The 21,918-nt window shown below is 63.1% G+C and carries 19 protein-coding genes and 2 pseudogenes; 3 read left to right on the top strand and 18 right to left on the bottom strand.

The window, feature by feature from the left end; all coding sequences use genetic code 11:
- Nucleotides 1-87: 87 nt before the first annotated feature.
- The 13 genes and pseudogenes from OZ911_RS29095 to ubiE all read right to left on the bottom strand — a co-directional run bounded on the left by OZ911_RS29095 (nt 88) and on the right by ubiE (nt 10,263).
- Nucleotides 88-792: a methyl-accepting chemotaxis protein gene (locus OZ911_RS29095; RefSeq protein ID WP_375341498.1), complete on the bottom strand. Its 705-nt coding sequence runs from the start codon at nt 790-792 to the stop codon at nt 88-90.
- A gap of 198 nt (nt 793-990) precedes the next feature.
- Nucleotides 991-2,031, bottom strand: a pseudogene (locus OZ911_RS29090) (methyl-accepting chemotaxis protein); the annotation flags it as partial.
- A gap of 231 nt (nt 2,032-2,262) precedes the next feature.
- Nucleotides 2,263-2,967 (bottom strand): methyl-accepting chemotaxis protein, encoded by a 705-nt coding sequence (locus OZ911_RS29085; RefSeq protein ID WP_375341497.1) that lies wholly within the window; start codon nt 2,965-2,967, stop codon nt 2,263-2,265.
- A 198-nt stretch (nt 2,968-3,165) separates the two neighbouring features.
- Nucleotides 3,166-4,062: pseudogene (locus tag OZ911_RS29080) on the bottom strand (methyl-accepting chemotaxis protein); the annotation flags it as partial.
- Nucleotides 4,063-4,280: 218 nt separating this feature from the next.
- Complete coding sequence (locus OZ911_RS26745) at nt 4,281-4,988, bottom strand: 16S rRNA (uracil(1498)-N(3))-methyltransferase (protein WP_016489567.1); 708 nt, start codon at nt 4,986-4,988, stop codon at nt 4,281-4,283.
- Nucleotides 4,985-5,773: a twin-arginine translocase subunit TatC gene (gene tatC, locus OZ911_RS26740; RefSeq protein ID WP_023047997.1), complete on the bottom strand. Its 789-nt coding sequence runs from the start codon at nt 5,771-5,773 to the stop codon at nt 4,985-4,987. Before tatC ends, OZ911_RS26745 begins: the two co-directional genes overlap by 4 nt.
- Nucleotides 5,770-6,147, bottom strand: a complete 378-nt coding sequence (gene tatB / locus OZ911_RS26735; protein ID WP_016489565.1) for a Sec-independent protein translocase protein TatB — start codon at nt 6,145-6,147, stop codon at nt 5,770-5,772. The genes tatC and tatB overlap by 4 nt, the downstream gene beginning before the upstream one ends.
- Nucleotides 6,148-6,150: 3 nt before the next feature.
- Entirely contained in the window at nt 6,151-6,423 is a 273-nt protein-coding gene (locus tag OZ911_RS26730) for a twin-arginine translocase TatA/TatE family subunit (RefSeq protein ID WP_023049298.1), read from the bottom strand.
- 25 nt (nt 6,424-6,448) lie between these two features.
- On the bottom strand, nt 6,449-6,784 hold the full coding sequence (locus tag OZ911_RS26725; RefSeq protein WP_016489563.1) for a phosphoribosyl-ATP diphosphatase: 336 nt from the start codon (nt 6,782-6,784) through the stop codon (nt 6,449-6,451).
- A gap of 1 nt (nt 6,785) precedes the next feature.
- Nucleotides 6,786-7,178: a phosphoribosyl-AMP cyclohydrolase gene (gene hisI / locus OZ911_RS26720; RefSeq protein ID WP_023049299.1), complete on the bottom strand. Its 393-nt coding sequence runs from the start codon at nt 7,176-7,178 to the stop codon at nt 6,786-6,788.
- 72 nt (nt 7,179-7,250) lie between these two features.
- Nucleotides 7,251-8,873 carry a ubiquinone biosynthesis regulatory protein kinase UbiB gene (gene ubiB / locus OZ911_RS26715; RefSeq protein ID WP_070086471.1) on the bottom strand — a complete coding sequence of 541 codons (1,623 nt, stop codon included), beginning with the start codon at nt 8,871-8,873 and terminating at the stop codon, nt 7,251-7,253.
- On the bottom strand, nt 8,870-9,493 hold the full coding sequence (locus tag OZ911_RS26710) for a ubiquinone biosynthesis accessory factor UbiJ (protein ID WP_016489560.1): 624 nt from the start codon (nt 9,491-9,493) through the stop codon (nt 8,870-8,872). The genes ubiB and OZ911_RS26710 overlap by 4 nt, the downstream gene beginning before the upstream one ends.
- Nucleotides 9,493-10,263 carry a bifunctional demethylmenaquinone methyltransferase/2-methoxy-6-polyprenyl-1,4-benzoquinol methylase UbiE gene (ubiE, locus tag OZ911_RS26705; protein ID WP_016489559.1) on the bottom strand — a complete coding sequence of 257 codons (771 nt, stop codon included), beginning with the start codon at nt 10,261-10,263 and terminating at the stop codon, nt 9,493-9,495. Before ubiE ends, OZ911_RS26710 begins: the two co-directional genes overlap by 1 nt.
- 124 nt (nt 10,264-10,387) lie before the next feature.
- Between ubiE and OZ911_RS26700 the strand changes: the two genes are divergently transcribed.
- Nucleotides 10,388-10,663, top strand: coding sequence for a polyhydroxyalkanoic acid system family protein (locus OZ911_RS26700; protein ID WP_016489558.1), 276 nt, complete (start codon nt 10,388-10,390; stop codon nt 10,661-10,663).
- Between the two features lie 36 nt (nt 10,664-10,699).
- Here the strand turns inward: OZ911_RS26700 and OZ911_RS26695 are convergent, their stop codons facing one another.
- Nucleotides 10,700-15,433: a DUF6543 domain-containing protein gene (locus OZ911_RS26695; RefSeq protein ID WP_023049260.1), complete on the bottom strand. Its 4,734-nt coding sequence runs from the start codon at nt 15,431-15,433 to the stop codon at nt 10,700-10,702.
- Nucleotides 15,434-15,615: 182 nt separating this feature from the next.
- Here OZ911_RS26695 and OZ911_RS26690 point away from each other — a divergent pair, with 182 nt between their 5' ends.
- On the top strand, nt 15,616-16,035 hold the full coding sequence (locus tag OZ911_RS26690; protein WP_023049259.1) for a phasin family protein: 420 nt from the start codon (nt 15,616-15,618) through the stop codon (nt 16,033-16,035).
- Nucleotides 16,036-16,045: 10 nt separating this feature from the next.
- Nucleotides 16,046-16,822, top strand: a complete 777-nt coding sequence (locus tag OZ911_RS26685) for a phasin family protein (RefSeq protein ID WP_070086472.1) — start codon at nt 16,046-16,048, stop codon at nt 16,820-16,822.
- A gap of 121 nt (nt 16,823-16,943) precedes the next feature.
- Here the strand turns inward: OZ911_RS26685 and OZ911_RS26680 are convergent, their stop codons facing one another.
- The 4 genes from OZ911_RS26680 to phaC (OZ911_RS26665) form a co-directional block, all read right to left on the bottom strand.
- Nucleotides 16,944-17,558: a TetR/AcrR family transcriptional regulator gene (locus tag OZ911_RS26680; RefSeq protein WP_016489554.1), complete on the bottom strand. Its 615-nt coding sequence runs from the start codon at nt 17,556-17,558 to the stop codon at nt 16,944-16,946.
- A gap of 13 nt (nt 17,559-17,571) precedes the next feature.
- Complete coding sequence (gene phaC, locus OZ911_RS26675; protein ID WP_016489553.1) at nt 17,572-19,254, bottom strand: class II poly(R)-hydroxyalkanoic acid synthase; 1,683 nt, start codon at nt 19,252-19,254, stop codon at nt 17,572-17,574.
- A gap of 41 nt (nt 19,255-19,295) precedes the next feature.
- The gene (gene phaZ, locus OZ911_RS26670) at nt 19,296-20,147 is read right to left on the bottom strand and encodes a poly(3-hydroxyalkanoate) depolymerase (protein ID WP_016489552.1); all 852 of its coding nucleotides are present in this window, start codon (nt 20,145-20,147) and stop codon (nt 19,296-19,298) included.
- 62 nt (nt 20,148-20,209) lie between these two features.
- Nucleotides 20,210-21,889, bottom strand: a complete 1,680-nt coding sequence (gene phaC / locus OZ911_RS26665) for a class II poly(R)-hydroxyalkanoic acid synthase (protein WP_268968525.1) — start codon at nt 21,887-21,889, stop codon at nt 20,210-20,212.
- Between the last annotated feature and the right edge of the window lie 29 nt (nt 21,890-21,918).

Genomic DNA, 21,918 nt, shown 5'->3' with positions numbered 1-21,918 from the left:
CCACAGGTGCCCGGCTGCTGTCAGGGTGCGTGATGCTTGTGGGAGCGGGCTTGTCCCGCGAATGGGCCGCAATGCGGCCCCGGCATTTCACAGGTTGAACCGCCCCACCATCCCCCGCAACTGCTGCCCCAGCTGCTCAAGCTCCCCGCTCGAAGCCGCCGTCTGCTCACTGGCCGCACTGGTCTGATCCGACACATCCCGCACATTGATCACGCTTCGGTTGATTTGCTCGGCCACCACGCTCTGTTCTTCGCTGGCCGTGGCAATCTGCTGGTTCATGCCCTGGATGCTCGACACTGTGTCGGTGATCTGGCTCAGCGCCTGCCCGGCCCTGCGGCTCAGCGCCACGCTCTGCTCGGTCAGGCGCTTGCTGCTGTCCAGCAAACGGGTCACGTCGTCCGTACCGTTGTGCAGGCTGTCGATCAGCTGGCCAATCTCCTCGGTCGCCGTCGAGGTACGCTGGGCCAAACCGCGTACTTCATCGGCCACCACGGCAAAGCCACGGCCGGCTTCGCCTGCACGGGCCGCCTCGATGGCGGCGTTCAGCGCCAGCAGGTTGGTCTGTTCGGACACCGACTTGATCACGTCAAGGATGCTGCCAATGCGCTGGCTTTCGCCCGCCAGGTGCTGCATGGCTGCCAGGCAATGATCCATCTGCCCGGCCAGTTGCTCGATACGGCCGATGGCTTCGGACACGACCTGGTCGCCCATCTGCGCCTGCTGGTCAGCGTTGGTCGCGGCCTGCGAGGCTTGTTCGGCATTCTGTGCCACTTCCTGCACGGTTGCGCTCATCTGGTTCATGGCGGTAGCCACCTGGTCGGTTTCCTCGCGCTGCTGGTTGATGCGCAGCTTGGTGTCCTCGCTGCTGGCCGCCAGCTGTGTAGCAGCCTGTGACAGCTGCCCGACCCCCTGGTCGATGCCGCCGATCAACTCGCGCAGGCTCAAGGTCATTTCGCGCATGCGGGTTTGCAGCTGGCCCATTTCATCACGGCGTTGCACTGCGTCAACCTGGCTCAGGTCACCCTTGGCGATACGTGCGGCTACGGCCAGCGTCTGGCGCAGCGGTTGGGTGATCTGCAAGGTGATCAGCCACGCAGCCAATACGCCCACCGCCAGTGCCAGCAGCGCCACACTGGTCAGCAGCGAGCGTGCGGCCAAGGCTTCGCTGTCACGTTGTTCGACCTTGCGTTTACCCAATTCGAGGCTGACCGCGCGCAGCTCATTGCCCATATTTTCCATATTGTTCTGCAGCTGCTCGACACGTATGGCGGCGTGGCGGTACTCGTCCAGGGCGGCGCGGTACTTGGCCAGCTCGACACCGGGCTGCTCGCTGACTGCGCGTGGCAAACCCAGCGGCGCAAGGCCGGCAAGCAGTTGCCCAAGGCTATTTTTGGCAGCATCCAGGGCGTTGTCGCCGACTTTTGCGAAATCCTCGACCGGAGTGAAGGTATAGGCTGGCACCAGGCTTTGCTGATTGGCCCCTTCGACCTGTCGGGTGAGGGTGTCCATCAGGCCCAGTACACCACTTTGCTGGCTGTCGGCTGGCATCCTCAGCAGGGCTTGGGTCTGCAGCTCGTCGATCGCATCATTAAGTGCCTGTTCCCGAGCCTGCATGGCTTCGCGCAGCGTGCTGCGGTTACCGGTGCTACGTTGCAATTCGCTGAAATCGCCGCGCAGGCGCTGTAACAGCGCCAGCTTTTCGGTCAGCAACTGTCTTGATTCATCGACGTTGCTGCGTTTTTGCAGGGTGGTCAGCATGTTGTTGAGTTGTTCGAGGATGCTGCTGATGCGCGCTTTGCTGGTGTCGTCGTTGAGCACGCGGTAGGTGATGCGTTCTGCCCGCAGGTCTTTGGTCAGGTCGTTGATCAGGCCTATTTCGCTGAGTTGCTGTGAGCGCACGATGGCGTCATCCAGGGCGCGCCACCCGCTGATGGTGGTGGCCAGTGTGAGCAGCAGCACTACGGCGAAGCCGAGGGCCAGCTTGGCAGCGACACTGATATTGCCAAGCTTGCGGTTGAGGTAGGCGAACATAGAGCGTCTCCGAGCGAATGAGAGGGAGGATGCAGGCGCATTGCTGGCATCACATCTCTGCCAATCGGCAGGGGAGCTGTAGGACTTGACCTGATAATCAGGTAGGAATAATCACTGGCGACTGTAGGAAGAATCGCCCTGCGGCGCAGCCTCTACGGAGGCTGCCAGGCGTCGCAAAAAGGGCCGCAAAGCGGCCCCGGCAATAGGTGCGGCGAAGCTGAAATGGCGGGGTCAGAGTTTGAACCGCCCCACCAACCCCTGCAGGTGGGTCCCCAGCCGCGCCAGCTCCACACTGGAACTGGCCGTCTCTTCACTTGCCGCCGAGGTCTGGTCGGATATATCCCGCACATTCATCACGCTGCGGTTGATCTCCTCGGCAACGGCGGTCTGTTCCTCTGCAGCAGTTGCAATCTGCTGGTTCATCGCCTGGATCGACGACACCGTGCGGGTGATGGTTTCCAGAGAGGTACCGGCACGGCGGGTCAGCTCGACGCTGCTGTCGGTCAGCTGGCGGCTGTTGTCCATCACGCTGGCCACCCGTTGTGTGCCGCTTTGCAGGCCGGCGATAAGCTCTTCGATCTCTTCAGTCGACTGCTGGGTGCGCTGGGCCAGGCTGCGCACCTCGTCGGCGACCACGGCAAAACCACGCCCGGCCTCCCCAGCGCGGGCGGCTTCGATCGCGGCGTTCAGGGCCAGCAGGTTGGTTTGCTGGGCCACCGACTTGATCACGTCGAGCACACTGCCGATCTTGTCGCTTTCAGTCTTGAGCTGGTTCATCGCTTCGCTGGAGTTGATCACTTCACCCGCCAGCCGCTCTATCTGCGCCACGGCCTCGCCCACCACACGGTCGCCTTCGCGGGCCTGCTGGTCGGCCATCAAGGCAGCTTCCGAGGCCTGTTCGGCATTGCGTGCCACTTCGTGCACGGTGGCCGTCATCTGGTTCATGGCGGTCGCAACCTGGTCGGTTTCGACCTTCTGGTTGTTGACCCCGGCGCTGGTCTGCTCAGTCACCGCCGACAGCTCCTCTGCGGCACTGGCGATCTGAGTGACACCGTCACCGATGCCGCCGATCAGTTCGCGCAGGCCTTGGGTCATGCGCTGCATGCTCGCTTGCAACTGGCCCAGTTCGTCGCGGCGGTTTACCTGCAGGTTCTGGGTCAAGTCGCCACTGGCGACCCGCTCCGCGGCGCGCAGGGTCTGGCGCAGGGGAATGATGATCTGCCGGGTAATAGCCCATGCCGCCAGCAGGCCGAGGGCCAAGGCCAACCCGGTGGCCACGGCGAGCAGGGTCTTGGCCTGGGTGGCCCCGGCGTCCCGCACGGCGGTCTGCGAGGTGGTCATCGCCTGGCTGGTCTGCAGCAGCAACGTACCTTGCTCGGCCATGTGCTGCAGGGCCTGCTCGCTGGCAGCCTGGGCATTGCCGAACTGGGTGACCGCATCACGGTAGCCGCCCATGGCGGTGGCGGCATCGTCGAGACCGGCGGCATGTTCGGCCGGCACTTTGGCTGGCAATGCACGCAGCTCGGCCAGGGCCTGGTCGATGGCCTTCAGCGCCGTTTGCTGGAAGTCGGTATTGCCGCTGTAGGTGTAGCCACGCACCTGGAAGCGCGCTTGTTGCAGCAGGGCGCTGACGTCTACCGCGTGCTGGTACTGGCTGATATCGCCAGCTTGCAGGAGGCCGCGCTGGACGCGCCCGATCAGCTCTGCCGCCTTGTCGGCGCTGTCGCCGAGCACGCTACGGCTGGCCTCGCGGCGCTGGCCCGCCTGCTTCAGCTCGTTGAACGCCTGCTGGTAGATGCGCACCGCCTCGCGCTGCTGCTCCAGGCGCTGGCGGTCGGCGGGGTGTTCGATCTGACCGAGCATCAGCTGCACCTGGCGGTCGAGGTTGGCCAGTGCTTTCTCCAGCTCGGCCACCGATGCGTCATCACTGCGGCGCTCGTAATGCTGGCGGGCGATGCGCAGTTCCTGGGTGTACTGCTGAATGACCGAGATGTTACCCAGCTTGTCGCCGCGGTCGATGATGCTGTCCATGCCGTGCCAGCCGGCCAGGGTAATAGCCAGGGTCAACAGCAGCACCAGGCCGAAACCCAGCCCCAGTTTGCGATTCACGCTCACATTGCCCAGCGATTGGGCTAACCATTGATACATGTACGACTCCCCGGCGGCTTGGCAGCACAAATAGTTGTTGTGTTGCCAAGGCCATCGGCCCGGGGGAGGGAAACTTGATGGCCAAAAAAGTGGCGTTTGCGTCAGAAAATACGCGAAAGCAGCGCAGTCACGGCGGTCTCTACCCGCAGGATGCGATCACCCAGTTGCACCGGTGCCAGGCCAGCCTTGCCCAGCAGCTCGATTTCGTAGGGTATCCAGCCGCCCTCGGGGCCGATGGCCAGGGTTACGGGTTGTTCCACGGCACGCGGGCAGGCAGGGTAGGGGCCGGGGTGACCGACCAGGCCCAGGGTGCCCGCGGCGATGGCGGGCAGCCGATCTTCGACGAAAGGCTTGAACCGTTTCTCGATGATCACCTCGGGCAGCACCGTGTCACGCGCCTGTTCCAGGCCGAGGATCAGGTTTTCGCGAATGCTCTCGGGCTGCAGGAAAGGTGTTTGCCAGAAGCTTTTCTCGACCTTGTAGCTGTTCACCAGAATCAGCCGTGATACGCCGAGGGTCGCCACGGTCTGGAACAGCCGTCGCAGCATTTTTGGCCGTGGCACTGCCAGTACCAAGGTCAACGGCAGCTTGGCCGGTGGCTGCTGGTCGAAGGTCACTTCAAGTTCGGCTTCGTGCTTTTCCAGGCGCAGTACCGTGGCTTGGCCCATCAGGCCGTTGAGCCGGCCCACCCGCAGGTGGTCGCCCACCGCCACGCGGTGGATCTCCTGCATGTGGGTGAAGCGCCGGTCGGCGAGAACGACGCGGTCGGCCGAGACGAAGTCGGCCTCTTCGAGGAGCAACAGGTTCACGGTTGGGTCGCTGGTGGCTGGTCGTTGTGGTCGTTGGCTGCTTCGTCGTGGGCGCTACGCTTGCGGATCAGGCTGCCACATAGCACGCCGACCTCGAACAATAGCCACATAGGTACGGCCAGCAGGGTCTGGGAGAAAATGTCCGGCGGGGTGAGGATCATGCCGACCACGAAGCAGCCGATGATCACGTAAGGGCGGATCTTCTTCAGGTACTTCACGTCGACCACGCCTATCCACACCAGCAACACCACCGCCACCGGGATTTCGAAGGCAACGCCAAAGGCGAAGAACAGCGTCATCACGAAGTCGAGGTAGTTGGCGATGTCGGTCATCATTGCCACGCCTGCCGGGGTGGCGGCGGCAAAGAACTTGAACATCAGCGGGAACACGAGGAAATAGGCAAAGGCCATACCGGCGTAGAACAACAGAATGCTCGACACCAGCAGCGGAATGGCAATGCGTTTTTCATGGCGGTACAGGCCTGGCGCGATAAAGCCCCAGATCTGCTGGAGAATGAACGGAATGGCCAGGAACAGCGACACGATCATGGTCAGCTTGAACGGCGTAAGGAACGGCGAGGCCACGTCGGTGGCGATCATCGTCGCGTTGGCCGGCAAATGGTCGCGCAGCGGCGCCGAGACCAAGGTGTAAATTTGCTGGGCGAAGGAAAACAGCCCGGCAAAGATCAGGAAAATGACGGCAACGCAGCGCAGCAGGCGGGTGCGCAGTTCGGTCAGGTGCGAGACCAGCGGCATCGGCTGGTCGTGTTCCGGATTCTCGCTCATGGGGCTCGCGGCGGTTGAGGCGGTTCAGAGGGTACGGCCGGGGCAGCAGGTGCTTCGACCGGCCTGGCTTCGAGCCCGGCAGGTGGCTGCACGCTGGCCGTGGTTACCGGCGGCTGCGCGGGTGGCGTCATCGGGTTGAGGATGCGCTTGGCTTCCTCTTCCATCTGCAGGATGTGCTCGTTGTGCAGCTGGCGGCGGATGTCGTCGGCGCCAATTTCGCGCTCCACTTCCATCTTGATGCTGTTGAAGCTGCGTTTGAGCCGGCCAATCCACAGGCCTGCCGTGCGCGCGGCTCCGGGCAGGCGCTCGGGGCCGAGCACCAGCAGCGCGACCAGACCTACGAGTAGCAGCTCGCTGAAACTGATGCCGAACATGGGTCAGTCTTTCCGCTGCGGCTCTTGGACCGGTTGGGCCTGGCCTTCGATGGTGTGGCCTTGTTGCGGCTGGGCAGTGTTTTGCACCGGCGGCACCGCTTGGGCTGGCGGCGGCGTTTGCTCGGCCGGCTTGGTTTCTTCTTCGTTCATGGCCTTGCGGAAGCCCTTGATCGACTCGCCCAGGTCACTGCCGAAGTTTTTCAGCTTCTTGGTGCCGAACACCAGGACCACGACAACCAGCAGGACGATCCAGTGTTTCCAGTCAAAAATACCCATGGTGCTCTCCTAGAATGCGTTGTGCTCAAGCCGAAGGCTGTCGAGCGGCCTTTTCATCGTGCCCGGACAGCCCGAAACGGCGGTCCAGCTCATCCAGCACGGCTTGCGGATGCTGGCCCAGCGCGCTGAGCATCACCAGGCTATGAAACCACAGGTCGGCGGTTTCGTAGATGACATCGCTGTAATCCTTGCTGACGGCAGCATCCTTGGCGGCAATGATCGTTTCGACCGACTCTTCGCCGAGCTTTTCGAGGATCTTGTTCAGGCCTTTGTGGTACAGGCTGGCCACATAGGAGCTGTCAGGCGCCGCTTGCTTGCGTTCTTCAAGCACTTCGGCCAGGCGGTTGAGGGTGTCGCTCATGTCAGTGTCCTGCGCTGTAGATGGCATCCGGGTCCTTGAGGACCGGGTCGACGATTTTCCACTGGCCGTCTTCATGGACGCGGTAGAAGCAGCTTTCCCGACCGGTATGGCAAGCGATATGGCCCAGTTGCTCGACCATCAGGATGATCACGTCGGCGTCGCAGTCCAGGCGCATTTCATGCAGCTTCTGCACATGCCCGGACTCTTCGCCCTTGCGCCACAGCTTGCCTCGCGAACGCGACCAGTAGATGGCGCGCTGTTCGCTGGCGGTCAGCGCCAGCGATTCGCGGTTCATCCAGGCCATCATCAGCACGCGTCCGGTCTTGTGGTCCTGGGCGATTGCCGGTACCAGGCCGTCGCTGTTCCACTTGATCTCGTCCAGCCAGTCTTTCATCGTCGACTCCAAAGCGGGCCCGCTCCTGTATCGGGCCCTTTGCGCTAGTGTGCCAGCCGCAGGCGCGGCTGGCTATTGGCGCACGATCAGGTAAAGGCCTGCGGCCAGCATCAGCCAGGCCGGCCAGGCTGCAGGGGCGGCCAGGCTGGCGGCCTCGGCGGCGCCAGCGGCCAGCACCGCGCCGCCACTGAGCAGGCCGGCGCCCAGCAGGCGCAGTGCCCAGCGGTCACCCTGGCGGCGGCGTTCCGGCATTTGCGGATCGTGCAGGTGCGGTTGCGACAGGCGTTCGAGCAGGTCTCGGGCCATGTTGGTCAGGTGCGGCAACTGCTCCACCTGCCCATGAATGTTGCCGAGCACGGCCTTGGGGCTGTAGCGGTCGCGCATCCAGCGTTCGAGGTAGGGTTTGGCGGTGCTCCACAGGTCCAGGTCGGGGTACAGCTGGCGGCCCAGGCCCTCGATGTTGAGCAGGGTCTTTTGCAGCAGCACCAGTTGCGGCTGCACTTCCATGTTGAAGCGCCGCGCCGTCTGGAACAGGCGCATCAGCACCTGGCCGAAGGAAATATCCTTTAACGGTTTTTCGAAGATTGGTTCGCACACGGTGCGGATCGCCGCTTCGAATTCGTTGACCTTGGTATGCGCCGGCACCCAGCCGGAGTCGATGTGCAACTCGGCAACGCGTCGGTAGTCACGCTTGAAGAAGGCAAACAGGTTGCGCGCCAGGTAATCCTGGTCCTCGGCGGTCAGGCTGCCGACGATGCCGCAGTCGATGGCGATGTACTGCGGGCTCCACGGCTTGACCGTACTGACAAAGATGTTGCCCGGGTGCATGTCGGCGTGGAAGAAGCTGTCGCGGAAGACCTGGGTGAAGAATACCTCCACCCCGCGCTCGGCCAGCAGCTTCATGTCAGTGCGCTGGTCGGCCAGAGTGGCCATGTCGGTCACCGGTACGCCGTAGATGCGCTCCATCACCAGCACTTTAGGGCGGCACAGGTCCCAGTAGACCTGGGGCACGTACATCAGCTCGGAGCCTTCGAAGTTGCGCCGCAGCTGGCTGGCGTTGGCAGCCTCGCGCAGCAGGTCGAGCTCGTCGTAAATGGTTTTTTCGTAGTCGCCGACGATTTCCACCGGGTGCAGGCGGCGGGCATCCGCCGAGGCGCGCTCGGCGGCCTTGGCAATCAGGAACAGCCAGGCCAGGTCCTGGGCGATCACCGGCTTCAGGCCCGGGCGCACGACCTTGACCACCACCTCTTCGCCCGTCTTGAGGCGTGCGGCGTGCACCTGGGCCACCGAGGCCGAGGCCAGCGGTTCGACGTCGAAGCGGCTGAACACCTCACCAACCTTCGCGCCCAGCTGCGCTTCAATCAGTGCCACGGCCTGTTTCGGGTCGAACGGCGGCACGCGGTCCTGCAGCAACATCAGCTCGTCGGCGATATCGGTGGGCAGCAGGTCGCGGCGGGTGGACAGCAGTTGGCCAAATTTGATGAAGATCGGGCCCAGGTCCTGCAACGCCAGGCGCAGGCGCGCGCCACGGCTGAGCTCAGTGGGCTTGCGTGGCAGCCAGCGCCACGGCATCAGCAGGCGCAGGCTGGCCAGCCACCAGGGCAGCAATGGCTGATCGAACAGCAGGTCATCGAGACGGTAGCGAATCACCACACGCTGGATGCGAAAAAGACGGCGGACGGCGAGCAGCTTCATGCGTTTTCGCTGGTATCAAGGGATCGGGAGAGGCGCTTGATGCGCGCCTCGAGGCGTTCTGTATCGAGCTTCAGGGCATCGAGTTCGCTGAAGGCGGCTTCGGCTTCGCGTTTGCCTACCAGGGCGCGGGACTCTTCGGCCAGGTACTCGGAAAGGTTCTGGCTGAAGCGCGCCAGGCCCTGCCGGGTCCAGCGTGCACGCAGGCGGATGTGGCCTGCCAGCAGCGCCGTGGCGACCGGGCCGAGCCAGCGTTGCAGTTCGTGCTCCCAGTCCAGTTCCAGGTCCTGCAGCACGCCGAACAGGTCAAGCAGCACGGCGCTGTCGCCATGCAGTTCGACCTGCGGGCTGTGCAGCACGGCGGTCTTGTCCCCGGCCAAGGCCAGTTGCGCCAGGCTGCCGGCCGGTGCGCGCAGGCTGCAGTCGACCTCGCCCTCCCAGTGGGCGGCGAGCATCAGGCCGTCTTCATCGGGCAGGATGAAGACCTGCAGGGCCGGTTGGCGGCAGTCTATCTCGATGACCTTGCCTTCCAGCGCGGCCAGCCGCGGCAGGGCCGTGCTGTCCATGCGCAGGACGCGGTTCAGGCCATGTTCGACGCTGGCGAGCAGCCCGGCCAGCAGCATCAGGGTTTGATCCCCCGGTGCACGGCAACGATGCCGCTGGTCATGTTGTGGTAGGTGACGCGGTCGAAACCGGCCTCGACCATCATGCTCTTCAGGGTTTCCTGGTCCGGGTGCATGCGGATCGATTCGGCGAGGTAACGGTAGCTTTCGGCGTCGTTGGTGATCAGCTTGCCCGCCAGCGGCATGAAGGCGAACGAATAGGCGTCGTAGGCCTTGGACATCAGCTTGCTGGTCGGTTTGGAGAATTCCAGGATCAGCAGGCGGCCACCGGGCTTGAGCACGCGCAGCATCGAACGGATGGCTTCGTCCTTATGAGTGACGTTGCGCAGGCCGAACGCGATGGTCACGCAGTCGAAATGGTTGTCCGGGAACGGCAGTTTTTCGGCGTCGGCCTGGACGAACTCGATGTTGCCGGCTACACCACGGTCCAGCAGGCGGTCACGGCCAACCTTGAGCATCGACTCGTTGATGTCGGCCAGCACCACCTGACCCGTCGGGCCGACCAGGCGCGAGAACTTGGCAGCCAGGTCACCGGTACCGCCGGCGATGTCCAGCACCCGGTTGCCGCTGCGCACGCCCGACAGCTCGATGGTAAAGCGCTTCCACAGGCGGTGCATGCCGCCGGAAAGCACATCGTTCATCAGGTCGTACTTGGCTGCCACCGAGTGGAACACTTCGGCGACTTTTTTCGCCTTCTGGCTTTCAGGTACGTCCTGGTAACCAAAGTGGGTGGTGGGTTCGGCGTGGTCGCCTTTGCGCTGGTCGTTCATATCGCTTCACCGGAAAAAATTACCGCCATTCTAGGGCGAACGGGCGGATTTGTCTTGGCGGGGTGTGCCAGTGGGCAGGGGCGGGCATAATGCCAATTATGTCTACATCTTCAGGAATGCCCGTATGACCCAGATCAGCGTTGAACGCAAACACTCCCTCGGCCGCGATGCTGCCCGCGCCAAGGCGCAAGCGCTGGTCGACAAGCTCAGCCGCGAATACGACCTCAAGGCCACCTGGAACGGTGACCGGGTCGATGTGGCGCGCAGCGGCGCCAACGGCAGCGTGCACATTGGCGAAGACATCATCCGTGTGGAGCTGAAACTGGGCATGATGCTGTCGATGATGAGCGGCACCATCAAGGGTGAAATCGAGCGGGCGCTGGACAAGGCGCTGGTCTGAGCCTGACGGGCCGACCGAGGTCGGCCCGTCCCACGATCAATCGGCAGGGAACGGTATGATGTCTGCCACATCTTCGCGCTTCAGATCGCCCCGGTAGATCTTGATCCGCTCGGCGGTTGTGGCCTGCTTGAGTTGTTCCTCTCGCTCCAGGCTCCGGGGCTCCCAGAACTTCAAGTGACCCTTGGCGAAGTCGAGGGCGCTGGCCTGCTTGCTGCGGTAATGAAAATGCGCCTCCCAAAGCACCGCTGCGGGGGCATGCGTGTCTCTGATCTCATACACGTCCAGAAAATCATCCGCGCGACGCGTCGGTTTTCTTGCCACGGTTGGCGTGATCTGCAGGCGCTGTTGTTCATGCAGGTAGCGCAATGCGGTGGCATCGGGGTGATGTGTGGTGAGGTAGGACTGGGTAAGCAGCCGTTGTTTCTCCGCCCGCACGTAGGCTACCGCTTCACGCAGTTCGCCAGTTAACGCGGCCAACCGGGGATCGTCCTTGATGCCCTTGATTTTGACGGCGATCTCGAGCATGTCTTCGATATGCCAGTCCATGAGGTTGGACAGGGCATTCGGCTCGTGGATATGGCGTGCGGCCTTGGCGATTCGCTCCTCACGGCTGGCGAGCAGGCTGGTGGCGCGCTGGCGCAGTTCGGAGGTGTCGAGGGCCACCGGTGGTTCCGCCGGTGCCAGCTCGAACCACTCGCCGTCGCGCTGCTCGAAGGTGCTGGCAGGTTGCTGAGTGACGGGGTCATGTTGAACCGCCCGGTTGCTGCCTTGCGCCCGGTCAACCAGTAACCTGCGACCTTGCGCCGTCCTGATCACCATGCTCTTGCGAGGATGTACACGGTACATCACTGGGGCGGGGGCGGGGCTTGCGCCGCTGTCGACGTTGACCAGGGCGCTGGCTAGTTGTGATTCCGTGATGTGCACCAGTACCGACAATTCCTCGATGTACGCTTGCAGTATGGTCTGGTCGATGGCCGGATGCTCGAAGGATTGTAGGTACTGGGCCTTGCCGAGCGTGGTCTCATACTCGCGCAATGCGTCGCCGAGCAACGCTGCCTGCTCTTCCTGGGGCAGGTTTGCAGTCGCGATCCCATCATGTGTCCAGACGGTTTGTGAGAACTGCCTGCTGTCCAGTGATTGCTGCACCGGTAGAAGATCGATGGCCACCTGTTCGGTCAGGCGCGTCTTGTCCAGCAACAGGTACGCCATGTCGCTCAGCTGCTGCGCACGAATGACCAGTGTTGAATAGGGCCGCAGCGCGATGGCCGCTTCGACCTTGGCTTTCTTGTCCTTGTTCGGGAACGTGATCAGCGGGTCCTCCAGCATTCGGGGCAAGAGGGTGTCAAGCCGCTCACTGACCGTGCGCAGGCGGCTGACGATGTCCAGCGTGTCACGCACTGCCTGGCGAAACGAAACATGGCGCTGTTTTTGCTCATCGGTCACAGGCACTTTTTTCAGGCCGACGGATTTTTGCTCAAGGCCCTGGTGGTCCGATTGTTCCAGCAGACGGCGAAGCAAGAGGATGTCGTTCTCGACCTGCGTTTCGGAAAGGACACCCAGGCTGCGTCGGGCGGTGCCTAGCGGGTCGAGCCTGGCGAACCTGGGCTCCATCAGCTGGCGCAGGAGGGAGGCATTGGTCTGCAGCAGTGACGCTTGTTTTTCCAGGCACAGCGATATCGTGCGAATCTGCGGCATAAGCTCGAGACGCCGGGCAGCCAAGTCCCGGTTCTGTTGCTGCAAGTGTTCGTCCATGGCTGCCTGGCCACCTGCCCTGGCCAGGGCCTTCCCGAAGGCGTTCGCCTCGGCATCGTAGTCGGTCATCAATTGCTGGTTGGCATCCAGCAGCGGCTTGATCTTTTTCAGGGCATTGTGATTGGCAGACACCGCTTGGTTCAAACTGTCGAACTGCTGTTGGTTTTGCGCAATGATCTGCTGCCGGCTTTTCGGCATGCCGCCTGCCAGGGCGAGGTCCAGTACCCAGGTATCGTTCCGGCGTGTCAGCCAGGGGCCGTAACTGCGTTGGCGGCCAACGATATGGTAGCCGTCCGGGTTGCCACCCCAGCGGGCTTGCCATTCATCCACGTTTTGCGGCGGGCCGATGATCCGCAGGCCTGTCTCGCTTTCCAGCACCTCGTAGGCGACCTCGTGCAACTTCACGTAGTAGCGGTCTTCGATGGCATACAGCCCTCGAAGCCTGCCTTGGCGCTGCACCGTGCGCCCCTGCAGGGAAATGTTGGCCTGCAGTTGACCCAGCGCTTGTCGGGTTGGCGCTGGAAGGTTGCCCAAGCGTTGGTTGTCGCCCCAGCTCAACAGCGTGACGTGGGTTTGGGTCGGAACCGGCGATTGCCAGGCGCCTTCGTCCGGTGCCTCCCGCCAGGCCGCAGCAGCTGACGGTCGGGCTTCCAGGCTTTCAAGCCGTGGCAGAGGGCCTTGCAGCCGGGCCGAAGGGGGCTCAGGTGTGACGCTGCCAACGTCATGAATCAACAACATGGCGACATTGGCCAGCAGGTCAGTGACTGCCAAGGCCTGCGCTTCGGGTGTGCCTTGAGTGAGGGCAGACAAATCGTCCTTCAATGCTGCCACTGCAGCCACCACCCAGGCCACGGCCGCCGCCGGGCCTCGCAGCAGTGGCGTGGTGGCGTTGAACAGCATCCAGCCAAGCTGCCAGGCCAGCGCCCAGCGCTGCTGTGAGTTCGAGACCGTCTGGCGCGAGGCAAGAAGCAATAGCGCCTGGACTCTCGCCTCGTGCAGCTTGATGTCCAGATCGCCCTGCCAAGGCTCATGCACCAGGGTAACCGGGGTCCGCAGCGACTCCAGCGCAGCATCTGTCCACGCTGTGCCACCGCCCAGCCAGTGCGCCAGTTTCGACATGCGCGGATGCAGGTGGGGCCGAAGGAAGCCGCCATTCTGATAGACGGCCCGGTTTTCGTCATCTACCCAGTCGAGCACGTCCTGTTGCAGTTGTGGATTGGTCTGGATCTGAGCCATCAGTGCATCCAGGCTGGCATGTTCTGCCAAGGGTTGTTCGGCAAACAACGGGCGGTAAAGCAAAAAGCTGGCGCTGGCCTGGACGTGCAGCACAAACATGCCCTGCACAGTGTCGCCTTCAGGGGCACCCTTGAACGGTTGCAGCACCAGTGGCGAGAAGGTCAACGGTTCTGCTGGCAGCGCTTTGCCCAGGCAGAATTCGACAACAGCCAGGCAGGCGGTCTCGCCAATCTGGCCGTCAATTTTCGCCTTTAGGGCCGTGAACGCCAGATTGCCACGCCATTCTCGGGCGAAGCGCTGGACTTGTTCGGGGTCATGCTCGAATGCCTGCAACTGGGCCGCCACGTGCACCGGGTACTGGCCGCCGATGTCCACCTCGGTGACCAGTGCCTGGAGGTAATCAAGGGTCATCCAGGCTTGCTCCGGCTGGCGCCCCTGATAGGTCAGGCCAGATGCCACTTCGTTTAGGTCGGTGTGCAGGCGCACTACGGCCATCTCGGTCAGGGTTATGCGTTTGAGGTGCCGCAGCACGGCCGGCCCTGTCGAAGACACAGGAACCACGACGGAAATCTCTATCAGCAGCAGGTCAGGGTCGAGCGGCGCCTGGTCGGGGTGGTCGAGCTGCATGCGCTCGCGAAGGCGCCTTCTGGCATAGGTGTCCAGGGGTTCGATGTCGTCCAGCGAACCTTTGCTGCCCGCCTGCGCCTGGCGAGCGCATAGCCGCAGCACTGCGTCGCTGTACAGCAGGCGGTCACTGGCGGCCGCCGAAGCCAGCCAGGCCGGCAGGGCGATGTCTGGTTGGGCTTCGTTCACCAGCCACTGGCCGGAAATATCGGAGGCGGGGTCTGTAACGGCGTCGAGCGTCTGTTCCAGCTCCTCGACGGTGCTGAACGAGGCCAGGCTCAGGCGGCCGAGGCGCTCAAGAATGCTGTTGAGCATGGCGGTGGCCTGGTGTTCGAAGGGGTCACCCAGCAAGGGGCGATGTGCCCAGCTGAACGCCTCGAAGCGATAGGCTTGCGCCAACTGGTCGCGCAGGGCGCTGGCAAAGGTGGTTGCATCCACGTAGCGGCGTACTTTGCCCGCAGGGCTGCACCACAGCACCTGATCGGGGCCGAACAATACAAGGTCCGCCAGGGTGAACGACTGGGTGTTGCCCGACATGCCCAGCGATATCTGCAGGCCGCTGACGGCGGGTGTGTCGGCCCCATTCTCCAGCAAGCGATAGAGCGTGCCTTTGGCGGTGTCATCCAGCCCTTGGCGTTCAACCCCGTTCAGCAGCGAAGCTTTCAGCAGGTGTGCCAGCCAGCGCACGTTGGAGCGCTCGGAAATGCCGTCAGTGCCGGCCCAGAAGCTGATTTGGGCCTGCTCGAACGCATCGCCCAGAGCGGCCAGCAGTGTGTCGAAATCCTGGTTGAGCATTGCCATATCAAGCGTGATTCGCGGCTGACTGGCAGGGTTTTCACCTTGCTCCTGGGGGTAGAAGGGTTGCGGTGGTGCGATGCTGAGCTGATCCGCCGCCCCCAGGTCCATGGGGCGGCCGTTCAGGTAGTGCTCGAGCAGCAGGGGCACCAGTGGCTGTACTGGCGGCTCGGAAGGTGCTGCCCTGAGCACGGTGAAACGCTCGAGGCCTTCAAGGTCCGGATAGTTGCGAACGATCCACGGGTAGCGATCGGCAAGCACGCTGAAGCCTTCGCTAGCCAGCAGCTGACGTAGCGTGGGGCGTTTGGCGAAGCGGCTGGCCACCAGCTGCCGATAGGTGGTTGTCGAGGAGGAAACAGCCATGCGAGTCGAGCTCCGTTTAGTCAATGAGCGCGAACGGTAGAAGCTGCATGGGTAACGGGTGAGGTAGATAGGTCGTGATGCGTGTTCTTAGGGTGTGGTTTCTAATTTTGTTCCCTACCTTAGGCATCAGCCCAGCGTTCATGGGCGCATCCTCCTCCACTGATGAACATGAGGCACTGAGCATGGCCAAAGTGACTGTGAAGAAAAAGGAAGACGCCCAGGGCACGCTGGGTGAGGTGCGCGGCTACGCGCGCAAGATCTGGCTGGCAGGTATCGGCGCTTATGCCCGCGTCGGCCAGGAAGGTTCCGAGTATTTCAGCGAGCTGGTCAAGGCCGGCGAAGGTGTTGAAAAACGTGGCAAGAAACGCATCGACAAAGAGCTCGATGCTGCCAACCACCAGATCGACGACGCCGCTGAAGAACTCAGCCGCGTACGCGGCAAGGTCGAAATTCAACTCGACAAGATCGAAAAAGCTTTCGACGCGCGGGTAGGACGCGCCTTGAATCGCCTCGGCATTCCGTCTAAACATGACGTTGAGGCGTTGTCGGTGAAGCTTGAACAGCTGCACGAGCTGCTTGAGCGCGTCGCGCACAAACCATAAGGAGAGCAGGATGGCTGGCAAGAAGAATTCCGATAAAGAAAGCAGCTCCTGGGTCGGCGGGATCGAGAAGTACTCCCGCAAGATCTGGCTGGCGGGGCTGGGTATCTATTCGAAGATCGACCAGGACGGCCCCAAGCTGTTCGACTCGCTGGTGAAGGATGGCGAGAAGGCCGAGAAACAGGCGAAGAAGACCGCTGAAGATGTGGCCGACACCGCCAAGGCTTCGACCACCTCGCGTGTGTCTGGTGTGAAAGACCGTGCGCTGGGCAAATGGAGCGAGCTCGAAGAAGCCTTCGACAAGCGCCTGAACAGCGCCATATCGCGTTTGGGTGTGCCAAGCCGCAACGAGATCAAGGCCCTGCACCAGCAGGTGGACAGCCTGACCAAGCAGATCGAGAAACTGACCGGTGCTTCGGTTACGCCGGTTTCGTCGCGCGCTGCGGCGGCCAAACCGGCTGCGAGCAAGGCAGCGGCCAAGCCACTGGCCAAGGCAGCAGCGGCCAAGCCTGCGGCGAAAACCGCGGCAGCCAAACCTGCAGCTAAAACGGCAGCGGCCAAATCTGCTGCCAAGCCGGCGGCCAAACCTGCCGCCGCCAAGGCTGCGGCGGCCAAGCCAGCGGCAGCGAAGAAACCTGCGGTGAAGAAAGCACCGGCCAAGCCGGCAGCCGCGAAACCGGCAGCCCCAGCGGCCAGCGCGGCCCCGGCCGCTACCACAGCACCGACACCTGCCACCGCCCCGGCCAGTAGCGCCCCGTCGGCACCAAACGGCACCGGTACCTTGATCTGATACCGCATCGCCTTCTTCGCGGGCTTGCCCGCTCGCACAGGGACAGCGCCGATCAACGGGTCAGCGCAGGCCCTGTGGGAGCGGGCATGCCCGCGAAGGCCCCAGCGCCGAAACAGCAGGCCTACCCCTCCAGGTAGCGCACAGCCAACTGCTCCGCCGCCGCCCGCGCCTGTGCCTGCAGATGCGGCGCCACCAGCATCATCACCTGGTACACCACGATCCCCACATCCCCCTCGCGCCCCAGCACACGCTGGTAATCCAGCGAGAACAGCAGCGTCATCGTGATCTGCTCCACCAGCTGCCCCAGCGCCTGCGTACCACTCTCTACCAGCCCCTGGCCCTTGAGGCTGGCCAACAGCGCCGCCAACGTGCGCTTGAGGGCATTGATCAGGCTGCGCATGCCGCGTGCCAGCTTTGGCAGGCGGCCGGTGAGGTTGGAGAGGTCCTGAAACAGGAAGCGGTACTGCGACATGTGCTCGACAATCAGGTGCAGGAACAGCCAGTAGTCCTCGGCGTCCAGGCGCACTTCCAGGGGTGGGTCAAGCAAGGGCATCAGCGCGTCCTCGAAGCGCTCGAACAGGCCCAGCACCAAGGGTTCCTTGCCGTGGAAGTGGTAATACAGGTTGCCCGGGCTGATGCCCAGTTCGTTGGCAATCTCCAAGGTGGATACGTTCGGTTCGCCCTGCTGGTTGAACAGCTGCAGGGCGCATTCCAGGATACGGTCGCGGGTCTTCATCCGGTCGTCGGGCTCATCGGGTCAGGACATAGGTGCCTGGCGCCGGGCCGAGCGGTGGGTAGGTACTGTTGCCCAGCTCGGTACGGGGAGCCTTGAGCGGACCAGAGCGCGGTGTGATCCATTCCAGCCACAACGGCCACCAACTGCCGTCGCTGCGTTTGGCCTCGTAGAACCAGGCGCGCGGATCGCTCGCAAGCTTGGGGTTTTCCAGGTAGTAGGCCTTGGGGTTGCCCGGTGGGTTGATGATGCTTTGAATGTGCCCGCTGTTGGCCAGCACGAAACGCCGGTCGCCACCGAGCAGCAGGGCAGAGCGATACACGGCGTCCCACGGGGTGATGTGATCGTTGCTGCCGGCCACGGTAAAACTGTCCAGGTCGACCTGCTTGAGGTCGATGGGCGTGCCGCATACTTCAAGGCCGGCCGGGTGGGTGAGCGGGTTGTGCTTGAAAAAGTCCAGCAAGTCGCCGTGCAGTGCCGCCGGCAGCCGTGTGTTATCGGCGTTCCAGTAGAGGATGTCGAACGCGGGTGGGGCTTTGCCAAGCAGGTAGTTGTTGACCCAGTAGTTCCAGATCAGGTCGTTGGGGCGCATCCAGGCGAAAATCCTCGCCACCTCGCCGCCGTCCAGTACACCCCGTTGATAGGAACGGCGCTTGGCCGCCTCGACGGTCTGCTCGTCGGCGAACAGGCTGGCCGGGCTGTCGAACTTGCTGTCGAGCAGGCTGACCAGGTAAGTGGCGCTGCGGATCTTGCGCAGCTGATGTCTGGCCTGCAGGTGGCCCTGCAGTGCAGCCATGGTCAGGCCGCCGGCACAGGCACCCATCAGGTTGGGGTCGCGGTTGCCGCTGATGCTGCGGCAGGCGTTCAGCGCTTCTTCCAACGCCTGAACGTACGAGGACAAGCCCCATTCGCGGTGGCGCGGGTCGGGGTTGCGCCAGCTGATCATGAACACCTGCAGGCCGTTCTTGAGCATGTACTGGACGAAGCTATTGTGGGCCTGCATGTCGAAGATATAGAACTTGTTGATTTGCGGTGGTACCACCAGCAGGGGCCTGGCGTGCTGTTTTTCACTCATCGGCTTGTACTGGATCAGCTCCAGCAGCTCGTTGCGAAACACCACCGCACCGGGTGTCGCCGCCAGGCTGCCACCCACCTCGAAAGCGCGTTCGTCCACTTGGCGCGGCAGGCCGTCATTGTGACGCAGGTCGTCCAGCAAGTGGGCCAGGCCACGCACCAGGCTTTGCCCGCCGGTGTTCAGCAGCTCTTTGACGGCCAGCGGGTTGAGCAGCGAATTGCTCGGCGCCAGGGCGTCGTTGATCATGCCGAACAGGAAGTGGGCGCGTGCCCGATCATCGTCATCCAGGTGGCTTTCGTCGATCCACTGGCGCGTCTGCTTCTGCCAGGCCAGATAGGCCTGCAGGCCCCGGCGGTAAAACGGGTTCTGGCTCCAGGTAGGGTCGTTGAAGCGGCTGTCGCGAGGGTTGGGCTGATAGGGCGTGTCGCCCAGCATCACGCGGCCCAGTTGGCCGCCGAGCGCCAACAGGTGCCGCGCAGTGTGCAGCGGGTTGGTCAAGCCGTGGCGGCCAACCCTGCGCAGGGTCGACACCAGGTCGCGCCCACGCAGGCCAAGCATGGCGTTATGCACGTTCATGCTGGTGGCGGGCAGCGGTTTCGTTCCTTTGGCCGGTTTGTCTGTCATGGCAACACTCCCTCGTCTTCCCGATGCTTGGGCAGCGACAATCAACCGCCAGAGGCGGGGCGCGGGTGCATGACCGCGCGCTGACGTTCTTCCTGGAGAAACTTCATGATGATCGGTGCGACGGCCTCGGCCCGGGTAATCAGGAACAGGTGGCCATCGTCGATTATGTGTAGCTGGGCATTGGGAATCCGCCAGGCCAGCAGGCGCATGTTGACCAGCGGGATCAGCGGGTCGTCGTCACCGGCCAGTACCAGCGTCGGCTGATGGATCTTGTGCAGCCAGTGGATGCTGGTCCAGCCCAGGCCGGCGAATAATTGCCAGTAGTAGCCCAGCTTGCCGCCCGAGCGCACCTTGGATGCATGATGCATGGCCAGGTCCGGGTCGCGGCGGAAGGCACCGCCGTAGATCAGCGGTGCAATACGGATCACATGGGAGGGCTGCACGTAGCGCCGTGGACTGGCCATCATCCACAACACCTTGGGTTTGCCCGGCACCATTACCGCGCCGGCGGCAGTTGCGGCCAGCACCAGTTTTTTGCAGCGTTCCGGATAGTCGTGGGCGAACTGCTGGGCCAGGGCGCCGCCCCAGGACACACCGATGGCGTTGACTTGGCCGTAGTCCAGGTAATCGAGCATGCGCGCTGTGAGCTTGGCCAGGCCAGGAAAACGATAAGGGTGGCGCGGTGTGGATGATCCACCCACGCCGGGTACATCGAAGGCAATGACCTCCAGGTCCGGGTCCAGCGCCTCGATGAAGGGGAACACCAGCTCCAGGTTGGCGCCGATGCCGTTGAAGATCAGCAACGGGGTCAGGTGCGGCTTGCCTGGGCGGACGGCGGTGCGAATGGACTGGTCGTCCAGCTCGACGGTCCTGAAGATATAGGGTTCCGGCATGCGTTCGACTCTTTCGTGAAAAAAGTGCCGTGGCGCGCTCAGGGCTGCCACGGCCATGCAACTCAACGCTCGTGAACGTAGGTGCCTGGGGCGGCTTCGCCAGCTGCATAGGCACGGTTGCCCAGGCGGGTTGGCGCTTTTTTCAGCTCCCCGGCCCGCTCGCTCAGCCAGCTTTGCCAGTGCAGCCACCAGGAGTCGGCGTGCTTGGTGGCGTTTTCCTGCCAGGCCACCGGGTCACCCGGGCGATCAGCCCCGGTCATGAAGCGTGCCTTGGGGTTGCCCGGCGGGTTGAGGATGCTCTGTATGTGGCCGCTGTTGGACAGCACGAACTCGATCTTGCCGCCGAACAAGTGCGCCGAGCGGTAGCACGATTGCCACGGGGTGATGTGGTCGGCGGTGCCGGCAACGCTGAAGATGTCGCAGTGCACATTCTTCAGGTCGATCGGGGTGCCGCACACTTCCAGTGCGTTCGGGCGTATCAAAGGGTTGCTTTTGAACATCTCGATCAAATCGCCGTGGAAGGCGGCCGGCAGACGCGTGGTGTCGTTGTTCCAGAACAGGATGTCGAACACCGGCGGCTCGTTGCCGAGCAGGTAGTTGTTGACCCAGTAGTTCCAGATCAGGTCGTTGGGGCGCATCCAGGCGAACACCTTGGCCATTTCGCTGCCTTCCAGCACGCCAGCCTGGTACGAGTGGCGGTTGGCGGCTTCCAGGGTCTGTTCGTCGACGAACAATGCGACCTGGTTGTCCATGGTGGTGTCCAGCACGCTGACCAGCAGGGTCAGGGCATTGACCTTGTTTTCGCCAATGGCGGCGTAGTGGCCCACCAGCGCAGTACAGGTGATGCCGCCAGAGCAGGCGCCGAGCATGTTCAAGTCTTTGCTGCCGGTAATCGCCAGTACGGCGTCAACGGCTTCCTTGAGTGCATCGATGTAGGTGGACAGGCCCCATTCCCGCTGGGCCTTGGTCGGGTTGCGCCAGCTGATGATGAAGGTTTGCTGCTGCGAGCGCAGGCAGTAGCGCGCCAGGCTCTTTTCCGGGCTCAGGTCGAACACGTAGAACTTGTTGATCTGCGGTGGCACCACCAGCAGCGGGCGGGCATGCACCTGTTCGGTGATGGGGCTGTACTGGATCAGCTCCAGCACATCGTTGCGGTACACCACCGCGCCTTCACTGGTGCCCAGGTTCTTGCCCACTTCAAAGGCGTCCATGTTCACCTGGCTGGGCATGCCGCCATTGTTGACCATGTCCTTGGCCAGGTTGGACAGGCCATCGAGCAGGCTCTTGCCGCCGGTTTCGAAGAAGCGCTTGACCGCTGCCGGGTTGGACAAGGTATTGGTCGGCGCCATGGCTTCGGTCATCAGGTTGATGACGAACTGGCCGCGGCTGATGTCCTGGGGTGGCAGGTCGCTGTTGCCGATCCAGTCCTGCAACTCGTTGCGCCAGGCCAGATAGGTTTGCAGGTAGCGGCGGTACAGCGGGTTGTTGCTCCAGGCCGGGTCGTTGAAACGGCGGTCGTCGCTTTCCGGGGCCAGGCTGGACTTGCCCAGCAGCACGTTTTTCAGTTCCAGGCCAAAGTGGGCCACATGCTTGGCGCTGTGCAGCGGTTGGCGCACGGCCTGGCGCAGCACGGTGCGTGCCGAGCTCAACAGGTCCTTGCGGCGAATGCCGATGACCGGGTTCAGCCCCAAGGTGTTTTCCGAGGCCTGCCGCTGCAGCTCATCGTTGTTCTTGTTACTCATCTACGACGCTCCGTTGTCCTGAGACGAGT

Source organism: Pseudomonas fortuita (genome assembly GCF_026898135.2).
Taxonomy (GTDB): Bacteria; Pseudomonadota; Gammaproteobacteria; order Pseudomonadales; family Pseudomonadaceae; genus Aquipseudomonas; species Aquipseudomonas fortuita.
This window is presented reverse-complemented; position numbering and strand designations above follow the sequence as displayed.

Bases quoted from the DNA above. Each gene is read 5' to 3' on its own strand.
- phaZ (WP_016489552.1), bottom strand. From the start codon at position 20,147: ATGCCGGAACCCTATATCTTCAGGACCGTCGAGCTGGACGACCAGTCC.
- OZ911_RS26725 (WP_016489563.1), bottom strand. From the start codon at position 6,784: ATGAGCGACACCCTCAACCGCCTGGCCGAAGTGCTTGAAGAACGCAAG.
- OZ911_RS26710 (WP_016489560.1), bottom strand. From the start codon at position 9,493: ATGCTGCTGGCCGGGCTGCTCGCCAGCGTCGAACATGGCCTGAACCGC.
- ubiB (WP_070086471.1), bottom strand. From the start codon at position 8,873: ATGAAGCTGCTCGCCGTCCGCCGTCTTTTTCGCATCCAGCGTGTGGTG.
- OZ911_RS26680 (WP_016489554.1), bottom strand. From the start codon at position 17,558: ATGAAGACCCGCGACCGTATCCTGGAATGCGCCCTGCAGCTGTTCAAC.
- tatB (WP_016489565.1), bottom strand. From the start codon at position 6,147: ATGTTCGGCATCAGTTTCAGCGAGCTGCTACTCGTAGGTCTGGTCGCG.
- OZ911_RS26690 (WP_023049259.1), top strand. From the start codon at position 15,616: ATGGCCAAAGTGACTGTGAAGAAAAAGGAAGACGCCCAGGGCACGCTG.
- OZ911_RS26695 (WP_023049260.1), bottom strand. From the start codon at position 15,433: ATGGCTGTTTCCTCCTCGACAACCACCTATCGGCAGCTGGTGGCCAGC.
- hisI (WP_023049299.1), bottom strand. From the start codon at position 7,178: ATGAAAGACTGGCTGGACGAGATCAAGTGGAACAGCGACGGCCTGGTA.
- ubiE (WP_016489559.1), bottom strand. From the start codon at position 10,263: ATGAACGACCAGCGCAAAGGCGACCACGCCGAACCCACCACCCACTTT.
- OZ911_RS26730 (WP_023049298.1), bottom strand. From the start codon at position 6,423: ATGGGTATTTTTGACTGGAAACACTGGATCGTCCTGCTGGTTGTCGTG.
- phaC (WP_268968525.1), bottom strand. From the start codon at position 21,889: ATGAGTAACAAGAACAACGATGAGCTGCAGCGGCAGGCCTCGGAAAAC.
- tatC (WP_023047997.1), bottom strand. From the start codon at position 5,773: ATGAGCGAGAATCCGGAACACGACCAGCCGATGCCGCTGGTCTCGCAC.
- OZ911_RS26700 (WP_016489558.1), top strand. From the start codon at position 10,388: ATGACCCAGATCAGCGTTGAACGCAAACACTCCCTCGGCCGCGATGCT.
- OZ911_RS26685 (WP_070086472.1), top strand. From the start codon at position 16,046: ATGGCTGGCAAGAAGAATTCCGATAAAGAAAGCAGCTCCTGGGTCGGC.
- OZ911_RS29085 (WP_375341497.1), bottom strand. From the start codon at position 2,967: ATGACGGCCACCGTGCACGAAGTGGCACGCAATGCCGAACAGGCCTCG.
- phaC (WP_016489553.1), bottom strand. From the start codon at position 19,254: ATGACAGACAAACCGGCCAAAGGAACGAAACCGCTGCCCGCCACCAGC.
- OZ911_RS29095 (WP_375341498.1), bottom strand. From the start codon at position 792: ATGAGCGCAACCGTGCAGGAAGTGGCACAGAATGCCGAACAAGCCTCG.